Genomic DNA, 9,333 nt, shown 5'->3' with positions numbered 1-9,333 from the left:
GCCGATCGGACTCGCGGCGTTGCTCACGGCCCGCTTCTATTCGCCTGCCGAAATCATCATGGTCGATCTGGACGACAACCGGCTGGAGACCGCGAAGCGTTTCGGTGCGACTACGGTGATCAACAGCGCGGACGGCAACGCAGTCCAGGCGGTCATGAAACTCACGGCCGACCGTGGCGTCGACACCGCAATAGAGGCGGTCGGCATACCCGTCACTTTCGAATTGTGCGAGGCGATCATCGCTCCGGGCGGGACGATTGCGAACGTCGGCGTGCATGGCGTGAAGGTCGATCTTCATCTGGAACACCTGTGGGACCGGAATATCACGATCACCACGCGGCTGGTCGATACGGTGAGCACGCCCATGCTGCTGGAAACGTTGCGCTCCCGCAGCATCGACCCCAAGCTTCTGATTACGCATCACTTCACATTCGAGCAGATCCTCGATGCGTACGACACCTTTGCGCACGCGGCCGACACGCACGCGCTCAAGGTGATCATCGCGGCCTAGCTCGCCGCGATGCATGGGCCGCCGTTAGCGGGGCAGTTCGCACATTGCCGCGGCGACGTCGGTGTGTCCGGGACTGGCGGCCTCCGCGACCGTGATTTGCGCCTGCCGGCTCGGCACCAGCAACACCGGAAGGCTCGCGCTGCGCAGGACGCGTTCGGCGACGCCGCCTGGAAACAGACGCTTGAAACCCCGTCGCCCGTGTGTGCCGAGCACCAGAAGGTCCGCGTCGAATTCGTTACCCGAAATGCGGATCCGTTCCGAGATGTCCTCGCCGATCGGCGCGACGTCGATGATCCGCGCCACTCCTTGTCCGCATTTAACTAACTGGGCGCGCGGGTCCAAGTTACGCGCCCAGAGCGCTCCCCGTTTGATCAGTTATCCTCTGCAGCGAATATGCGCCGCAACAAAAGACGAAGCCCAGGCGAGCCGGTCGCCTCTGTCGTTGCATCGACCCCGTCCCACAGGCCGTATCATGGGGTCGTCCCACGGCGGCGGAGACGCTATTTCGGCGGGTTGGCCAACACCTGTTTTAGCGCCGCCATCGCTTTCCCGAACTTCTCCCAATCCCCCTGCTGCATCGCCTTCTGGGCGTCGTCGAACTGCCGCCGAGCCGCGTCCGAATCAGGTTGACTGGGGGCCGTCTGCGCGACGGAGGCCGCTATTTGCGCTCCGCCACCCTGTATCGCGCCAGCCTGGGATTGCTGCGTACCGAAGAGCCCATTGAGCGCCTCCTCGAGCGTCGGCTCCATCACAACCTTGTCGCCCGCAACCGCAATCACACGTTTTAGCTGTGGAAAATTCGTCCCTTCCGCGGTCATGTACAACGGCACAACGTAGAGAAACGAGTTCTCGATCGGCGTCACGATCAGCGTGCCGCGAATGACGCGCGACCCTTGCTGGTTCCAGAGCGTGAGTTGCTGGGAAATCGTCGTGTTCTGATCGATCATTGCCTCGATCTGATTCGGTCCGTAGATGAGCTTCTCTTTCGGGAGCTCGTAAAAGAGCATTTTTCCGTACCCGGGAAAATCCGATCGGGCAGCCATCCAGGCAATCATGTTGTCCCGGTTTTGCGGCGTAAAGGGCGTCATCAGCAGATACTCAAGCTTGCCGCTTCCGGGAAGCTTCATGAGGATGTAATAGGGTTCCATAGGCAACACCTGGCCTGCGTACTTTTCCTTCGGCGCTGCCCAGAGATCCTCCCGGTTATAAAACACCTGCGGGTCCGTCATGTGGAAGGTACTGTACTGGTCGGCCTGGACGGCGAAGAGATCCTCTGGATAGCGCAAATGGCTCTTAAGATCTGGGGATAGCTCACCGAGATCCCTGAAAACTTCGGGAAACGCCTTTCGATAGGCGGCCAGAACAGGATCCTTGGCGTCCATGACGTAGAAGCGGACGGCTCCGTCGTACATGTCCACTACGACCTTCACGGAGTTTCGGATGTAGTTCAGTCCGTCGAAGGGCGTCATCGTACCGGGTTCGTCTCCTGTGGCATCGGGCGTGTCGGCATCGCCCGCCATAGCGGTACCCAGACGCGGGTCGATCGTCGTTCCGTACTGCGTCGTCCGCTCCGGATTGGCATAAGGAAAGCGATTCGAGATCGTATAGGCATCCTGAATCCAGTACAGCCTGCCGGCGCTCAATACCGTGTAGGGATCGCGGTCAAGCCTCAGGAAGGGAGCGATCTGTGCAACCCGTTCGCGCACGTCCCGGTAGATCTGAATCCGGCTCTCGGGCTTGAGATAGGAGGTCAATAGAATGTTGACGTCGGCCTTGGTAAAAGCGAACAGGATCCTCTTCCAGAAGCTGTCCAACGGGATTCCACCCTTTCCGCTGTAGCTGGTGTAGACATTGTTATTGCCCTTGGGGTAGTCGAACTCCTTGATATCGGTCGAAACGATCCGGTAGCCCGACATCGATTGGCCGTAGTAAATGGAAGGCTGCGTAATGGACAGACCGAAGTCGGACTCGGCGGGAACGTTCTCGAGAAGGTATTGCGGAAACCCGTCCCCGGTGGTCTTCGAGACGAAGTTCATGACCACACCATAGCCATGCGTGAACTGCAGGTATTCGTTGACCCAGGTTTGCGCTTTCTCGGGAAGTTTCGCAGAGAGCTCGCGGGTAGAGAGCATGACCTGATGATAGCCGTCCGCCAGATGATAACGGTCGGTGTCGATGTTATAGAACTGGTAATAGAGCCGTATCGCCTGGGTCTGCTGGTAAGTCTCAAGCAGCGGCCGCGAGTCCCATAGACGAATGTTCTGGATCGTGTCCTGATTCCTTGCGAGTACATCAGGCGTCAGATCCGCGAGAGCGGGATAGGTCGTTTCCTGGATTGCATCCAGTTGGTAAGAATTTCGGGTGAACTCGATGTAACTTTTAAGGTAAGGCGTCTCCAGCTTCAGCTCGCTCGGCCGCACAAAAAATTCCTGAAAAGCAATGGGGACCACCCACACTGCGACGCCCCATAGAACCACGTACGCGCCGACGCCTGCGGCTAACACACGCACATTGACGCGCGGGCGAAAGGAATTTGCAGCGAGCAGCGCACATGCCAGGGCGGAGACGCCCAGCATGATCCAGAGCATGAGCCGTGTTACGTGATCCGCCGCATAGCCCGCACCGTAGACTACGCCCAGCGTGGAGTAGACGAGCTCGTAATGGTCGAGGTAAAAGCCCCATGCAAAATTGCCGGCCAGTATGAAGAGCAGCACCGAGAGATGTGACGTGACACGATCGTCTGCGACGATCCTTGCACTCCTGCTTATGCGCAACAATCCCAGGAACGCGTAGGCCGGAAGGACCATTGCAAGAGTCAGAACCGTCAGCAACGTGAGACTGCTCTGCAGCAGCACATAAAAGGGCAGATGAAAGACGTAAAACCCGACATCGACTCCGAAGAGCGGATCGGCTACACCGAAGGATCCGCCATAGCGAAACCGGAGATAGGTATCCCAGTCGGCGTAGAAGCGAACTGCAAAAATCAGGGCAGCGCCTGCGCTGACAGCCGCAATTGCCACCCTCAATACCCAGGGAGGAAACTCGATTTTTGGCTGCGCGCCTCTATAGTCCGTGGTTGAACCGGCGGGCATGGCAGCTTGGCCGCCGTCCGGGAAGTCGACGCCATTCTTGCTGGTCTGGCGAAGGTTGAGCCACACATAAAGGAAGACAAAGACGAAGGCGGAGGCGAACATCCCAAATTCGGCCGACAGAAGCGTCCAGAAGATGGGCGCATAGTCGAGTTGCCGCATCCAGAGCCACTGTTGCATATAGCCGGCAATACCTGCCGCGAAGGCAATGAGCAGGACCGCGGCAACAATCAGGTTTCTGAGCAGATGCCGGGAATGACGAGGTATTCCGATCGCACTTACCTTTTCGTACGCGACCTGCGGCCCGTCCTTGACGACTGTCGGGATATCGTTCATCGCTCCACTCCTAACCGGGTGCCACGTATCGTGTTCCCCGCCAGACGCTTGCCCCCGTATCCTTGCGACAACCTCATCTGGATACCGCGCGGCGCATCGCTGCATCAACCTTTCCACTTCCAGTTGCATATTTCCGGCATGTCCTGTCCGTGCCTGTCGATGTAATGCTTGTGCTCGATGAGCTTGTCCTGCATCTGCTGTTTCAGGTACGCACCTTTCGAACCCAGGTGCGGCAGGCGATCGATCACGTCCTGCACCAGATGAAAGCGGTCCAGGTCGTTCTGCACGCGCATGTCGAAAGCCGTTGTAATGGTGCCCTCCTCCTTGTACCCACGCACATGCAGGTTGCGGTTAGCGCGGCGATACGTCAGCCGGTGCACCAGCCACGGGTAGCCGTGAAAGGCGAAGATGATGTGCCTGTCTCTGGTAAACAGCGAGTCGTAGTCCTCTTCGCTCAAACCGTGCGGATGCTCGGTGCAGGACTGCAGCTTCATCAGATCGACGACGTTGACGACCCGTATCTTCAGATCGGGCAGATGCTTGCGAAGTATGGAAACGGCAGCCAGGACCTCCAGGGTTGGTGTGTCGCCACAACAGGCCATCACCACGTCTGGCTCGGCATTCTGATCATTGCTGGCCCATTGCCAGATGCCAATGCCTTCAGTGCAATGCACAACGGCAACCTCCATGCTCAACCATTGCGGGAGCGCGTGCTTGCCGGCCACCACCACGTTGACATAGTTGCGGCTGCGCAGGCAGTGATCAAAGACAGACAGCAGGCAGTTCGCGTCCGGCGGCAGGTACACGCGCACGATATCGGCTTTTTTGTTGATCACGTGGTCGAGAAAGCCCGGATCCTGGTGCGTGAAGCCGTTGTGGTCCTGCTGCCAGACGTGCGAGGCAAGCAGATAGTTAAGCGAAGCGATCGGGCGTCGCCACGGCAGTTCCCGGGTGACCTTCAGCCACTTTGCGTGCTGGCTGAACATCGAGTCGACAATGCGGATGAAGGCCTCGTAGCTGTTGAACAGCCCATGCCGACCAGTCAACAGATAGCCTTCGAGCCAACCCTCGCACTGATGCTCGCTAAGCATCGAGTCCAGCACGCTCCCGGACGACGCGAGGGATTCGTCGTTGCTCTGGATGCGCGCATCCCATTGTCGACTGGTGGCCTCAAACACTGAGCCGAGCAGATTCGAAAGTGTTTCATCGGGCCCCACCACGCGAAAATTGCGCTGGGTCTGATTCAAACTCGCCACGTCACGCAGGAACTTGCCAAGTATCAGCGTGTCCTGTCCATTGACTGCGCCCGGGAATGGCACATCCAGCCCGTGAACGCGGAAGTCCGGCATGCGCAAATCACGCAGGAGCAGCCCGCCATTCGCATGCGGATTTGCGCCCATTCTCCGGTTACCCTTCGGAGCCAGTTCGGCCAGTTCCGGCATCAGCCGCCCGTTTCCGTCGAACAGTTCCTCGGCCTTATAGCTCTTCATCCAGCTTTCGAGTAGCCCGACATGATCAGGATGCTCAGAGTCCACCAGCAGCGGAACCTGGTGCGAGCGGAACGTCCCTTCGATCTGCAATCCGTCGACGACTTCCGGTCCCGTCCATCCCTTGGGCGACCGAAGCACAATCATCGGCCAGCGCGGACGGGCAGCGTTATTCGTGTCCCGTGCACGCCTCTGGATCGCGCCGATATCCTCGATGACTTTCTCCAGCGTGGTGGCCATGAGTTCATGCATCTTTTCCGGCTCATCCCCCTCGACAAAGTGCGGTATCCAGCCGCAGCCGCGAAAGAACTGATCCAGTTCCTCGCGTTCGATACGGGCCAGCACGGTCGGGTTGCTGATCTTGTAACCGTTAAGATGCAGAATCGGCAGCACCGCACCGTCGGTGACCGGATCGAGCAATTTGTTGGATTGCCATGCGGACGCCAATGGACCCGTCTCTGCTTCGCCATCACCGACGACGCAAGTGACGATCAGATCAGGATTGTCGAATACGGCGCCAAACGCGTGGCTTAGCGAATAGCCCAGTTCGCCCCCTTCATGAATCGATCCAGGCGTGGTAGGCGCGACATGGCTCGAAATCCCGCCAGGCCATGAAAATTGCGTGAACAACTTTTTCATGCCGGCTTCGTCCTGAGTGACCTCAGGATAAACCTCGCTCCACGTGCCTTCGAGGTACACGTTGCCCACTAACGCAGCGCCACCGTGTCCGGGGCCTGCGATGTAGAACATGTTCAGGTCATACTTCCTGATGACCCGATTCAGATGCACGTAGATAAAGTTCTGTCCCGGAACCGTACCCCAATGCCCGACCACGAGTGGCTTGACATGCGATAGCTTGAGCGGTTCCCGAAGCAACGGATTGTCGTAAAGGTAGATCTGCCCGACCGACAGATAGTTGGCAGCACGCCAATAGGCGTTGATCCTGTCGAGCAGTTCCGGCGTCAGCGTAGGGGCTTTCATGATTCAGGTTTCCGGTTGGGTTCGAGATCGGTGTTCCGTTTGCGTGGCCATACCTCATCGGACCGGTCACCTCGCGAGCGCCAGCTGGTGTCGATGGCACGTGTGGGGGAGCTAGCGAGGATCGCCAATGGTCCGACGATGCATTCACTTCGACGATCGCTTCTCCACGAGGCGATCCGACAGTCGACGCCGCAGCGCGAACCACGAGTCGCAAACGCCCGCCGCAATGACCGATAGCGTGGTTGAGACGGCTATCGCACCCATTACTGCATGATCTGCTTTTCCAACGGAGTGTTCTGTCCAGTACCGGACACTCCGTCGTGACCGGACGCGGTCAAGGACTCGCCCGCACGGCCCGAATAATCTCGAGAAGATCTGCGGCCTTCAGGCTTGCGCCACCGATCAGCGCACCGTTGACCTCCCGCAGTGCGAGGATCGCCCGGGCGTTGTCCGGTTTGACAGAACCACCGTAGAGGATGCGGAGCCGCTTCCCTTGCTCACCCAGACGTTCGGCCAGGCATCGCCGAAGTGTGCGTGCATCTCCGTAATCTGCGATGCTGTCGGCACGTGTCCGCTTCCAATGGCCCAGAGCGGCTCATATGGTTGAGCCTAAGTCAGTGTCATGGCGAAACCGGAAAAATCGACGAAGAAATCGCGGACGAATCTGCATGACGATAGAGTCGCAAACTGCCCAGATCCCGGCACTGAGACGCGAATCGTCCGTTGACATCGAGACTCAAGCGACAGAGGTACCGATAGCTAGAGCTTCAACGCGCGCAAGCGCAACGCATTCGTGATGACCGAGACAGAACTGAGCGACATCGCTAGCGCGGCAACGACCGGACTGAGAAGCAATCCAAACGCAGGGTAAAACACTCCAGCAGCGATCGGAATGCCAATCGCGTTGTAGGCAAATGCGAAGGCCAGATTTTGACGGATGTTACGCATTGTCGCGCGGCTTAAGACAATGGCCCGCGCAATGCCGGCCAGATCGCCCTTCACCAAGGTAATCCCTGCACTCTGTATCGCCACTTCGGTTCCCGTTCCCATTGCAATGCCAATAGCCGCTTCCGCCAGAGCTGGAGCGTCGTTCACCCCATCTCCAGCCATGGCGAGGACGCGCCCCTCCAACGTCAGTTTTTTTACGATGCGGTTCTTTTCCTGCGGCAAAATGTCGGCTTCGACTTCTTTTATTCCGAGCTTGCGGGCGACTGCTTCCGCAGTCGTCCTGTTGTCGCCAGTCAGCATCACAATCCGTAAGCCGTAGCCTCGTAGCGTATCGAGGGCCGCTTTCGTCGTTGGCTTGACGGGGTCCTCAATGGCAATGATGCCGCACGGCTGGTTATCTACCGAGACAAACAGCACGGTCGCTCCATCGCGACGAAGCTCGTCCGCCTTCTGTCCGAGATCACCGAGATGGACGCCCAGATCCAACATCAGTTTCGCATTACCCAGCGCCACGAAGCTGTCGCCGATTTTGCCGGTGACACCCTTTCCCGTGACTGATGCAAAATCCGCTGCTTCCTGGATAGAAACTCCGCGATCCCGTGCGGCGGCGACGACGGCAGCGGCCAGAGGGTGTTCGCTGGAGCGCTCAAGACTCGCTGCCAGTCGAAGAATCGCTGAATCCGACATCTCGGCTACCGGAACGATTGCTGTCACCGTGGGCCTACCTTCCGTGAGCGTGCCGGTCTTGTCCACCACCAGGGTATCGACCTTCTCCATGCGCTCAAGCGCCTCGGCCGACTTGATCAGAACGCCAGCACCGGCGCCTTTACCGATGCCAACCCCGATTGACATTGGGGTAGCGAGGCCAAGCGCACAGGGACAAGCAATAATGAGTACGGAGACCGCCGCGATAAGTGCATAAGAAAGTGAGGGAGCGGGTCCCCATACGTTCCACGCGACGAACGTGACGGCCGCCACACCCAATACGGCCGGTACGAAATAGCCTGACACGGTGTCCGCCAGTCGCTGGATGGGCGCACGGCTGCGCTGCGCCTGCGCGACCATTGTCACGATGCGCGCCAGCATAGTGTCGGCCCCGACCTTGCGCGCGCGCATCACGAGAGAGCCAGTGCCGTTGACGGTTCCTCCTATAAGACTGTCACCGTGCTGCTTGGTAGCTGGCATGGATTCGCCGGTGACCATGGATTCATCCACGGAACCCGTCCCTTCGAGTACTTCGCCATCCACCGGCACGCCTTCCCCGGGCTTCAGCCGGAGACGGTCGCCGACCTGAATCAGCTCAACGGCCACTTCCTCATCCTCGCCGCTGGCTCTCAATCGATGCGCGGTTCCAGGCGCCAGCTTCAGCATCGCACGGATTGCGCCGCCGGTATGCTCACGGGCGCGCAGCTCAAGCACCTGGCCAAGCAACACGAGCACGGTGATGACCGACGCGGCTTCGAAGTAAGCAGGCACCGTGCCTTTCATTCCGTGGAACGAAGCGGGGAAAATTCCAGGCGCGACGGTCGCGAACACGCTGTAAAGATAAGCGGCACCCATCCCGATGGCGATCAGGCTGAACATGTTCAGCCTGCGGTGCATGACAGACGCCCAGGCACGTTCGAAAAATGGCCACCCCGCCCACAGGACGACCGGGGTAGACAGCGCAAACTGAATCCAGTTTGAGGTGCGCGGCGCGACGAACTCATACAGGCGAAGAGCGGGAATGTGGCCGCCCATTTCGAAGACGAAGACCGGCAGGGTTAGAGCCAGGCCGCCCCAGAACCGCCGCATCATCTTTGCGAGTTCGCGGTCGGGGCCGCCATCTGCCGTTGGCGTTAGCGGCTCAAGTGTCATCCCGCAGATAGGGGTAAGCAACTCGTGGCGGCCAGCCTTGAATGAACAGGCGTGACACGCCAAAGTGATTCCCACCATTTTTTGTAGCGGGAATCACTTTGGCACCAGAAGAAGAGCAGATATC

General features: G+C 58.9%; 5 protein-coding genes and 1 pseudogene. 1 reads left to right on the top strand and 5 read right to left on the bottom strand.

What is annotated here, in order from left to right; genetic code table 11:
• A partial coding sequence (locus HV796_RS38505; RefSeq protein ID WP_175233045.1) for a zinc-binding dehydrogenase occupies positions 1 to 511 on the top strand: 511 nt, incomplete at its 5' end.
• 24 nt (positions 512 to 535) lie between these two features.
• Here the strand turns inward: HV796_RS38505 and HV796_RS38500 are convergent.
• The 5 genes and pseudogenes from HV796_RS38500 to HV796_RS38480 form a co-directional block, all read right to left on the bottom strand.
• Positions 536 to 814, bottom strand: a complete 279-nt coding sequence (locus HV796_RS38500) for a universal stress protein (RefSeq protein WP_377694358.1) — start codon at positions 812 to 814, stop codon at positions 536 to 538.
• A gap of 197 nt (positions 815 to 1,011) precedes the next feature.
• Complete coding sequence (locus tag HV796_RS38495) at positions 1,012 to 3,936, bottom strand: UPF0182 family membrane protein (protein ID WP_175233044.1); 2,925 nt, start codon at positions 3,934 to 3,936, stop codon at positions 1,012 to 1,014.
• A gap of 104 nt (positions 3,937 to 4,040) precedes the next feature.
• The gene (locus HV796_RS38490) at positions 4,041 to 6,404 is read right to left on the bottom strand and encodes a phosphoketolase family protein (RefSeq protein ID WP_175233043.1); all 2,364 of its coding nucleotides are present in this window, start codon (positions 6,402 to 6,404) and stop codon (positions 4,041 to 4,043) included.
• A 334-nt stretch (positions 6,405 to 6,738) separates the two neighbouring features.
• Positions 6,739 to 6,992 (bottom strand): annotated as a pseudogene (locus tag HV796_RS46165) (triose-phosphate isomerase); the annotation flags it as partial.
• 171 nt (positions 6,993 to 7,163) lie between these two features.
• Positions 7,164 to 9,209, bottom strand: coding sequence for a copper-translocating P-type ATPase (locus HV796_RS38480; RefSeq protein ID WP_246356304.1), 2,046 nt, complete (start codon positions 9,207 to 9,209; stop codon positions 7,164 to 7,166).
• Between the last annotated feature and the right edge of the window lie 124 nt (positions 9,210 to 9,333).

Origin of the sequence: Paraburkholderia humisilvae (assembly GCF_902859855.1) — a bacterium.
Lineage (GTDB): Bacteria > Pseudomonadota > Gammaproteobacteria > Burkholderiales > Burkholderiaceae > Paraburkholderia > Paraburkholderia humisilvae.
The sequence above is the reverse complement of the archived record's forward strand: the minus strand, read 5'-3'. Positions and strand labels throughout refer to the sequence as shown.

What these genes read in the sequence shown, in the direction of transcription:
- HV796_RS38495 (WP_175233044.1), bottom strand. Translation starts at nt 3,936, where the DNA reads ATGAACGATATCCCGACAGTCGTCAAGGACGGGCCGCAGGTCGCGTAC.
- HV796_RS38490 (WP_175233043.1), bottom strand. Translation starts at nt 6,404, where the DNA reads ATGAAAGCCCCTACGCTGACGCCGGAACTGCTCGACAGGATCAACGCC.
- HV796_RS38480 (WP_246356304.1), bottom strand. Translation starts at nt 9,209, where the DNA reads ATGACACTTGAGCCGCTAACGCCAACGGCAGATGGCGGCCCCGACCGC.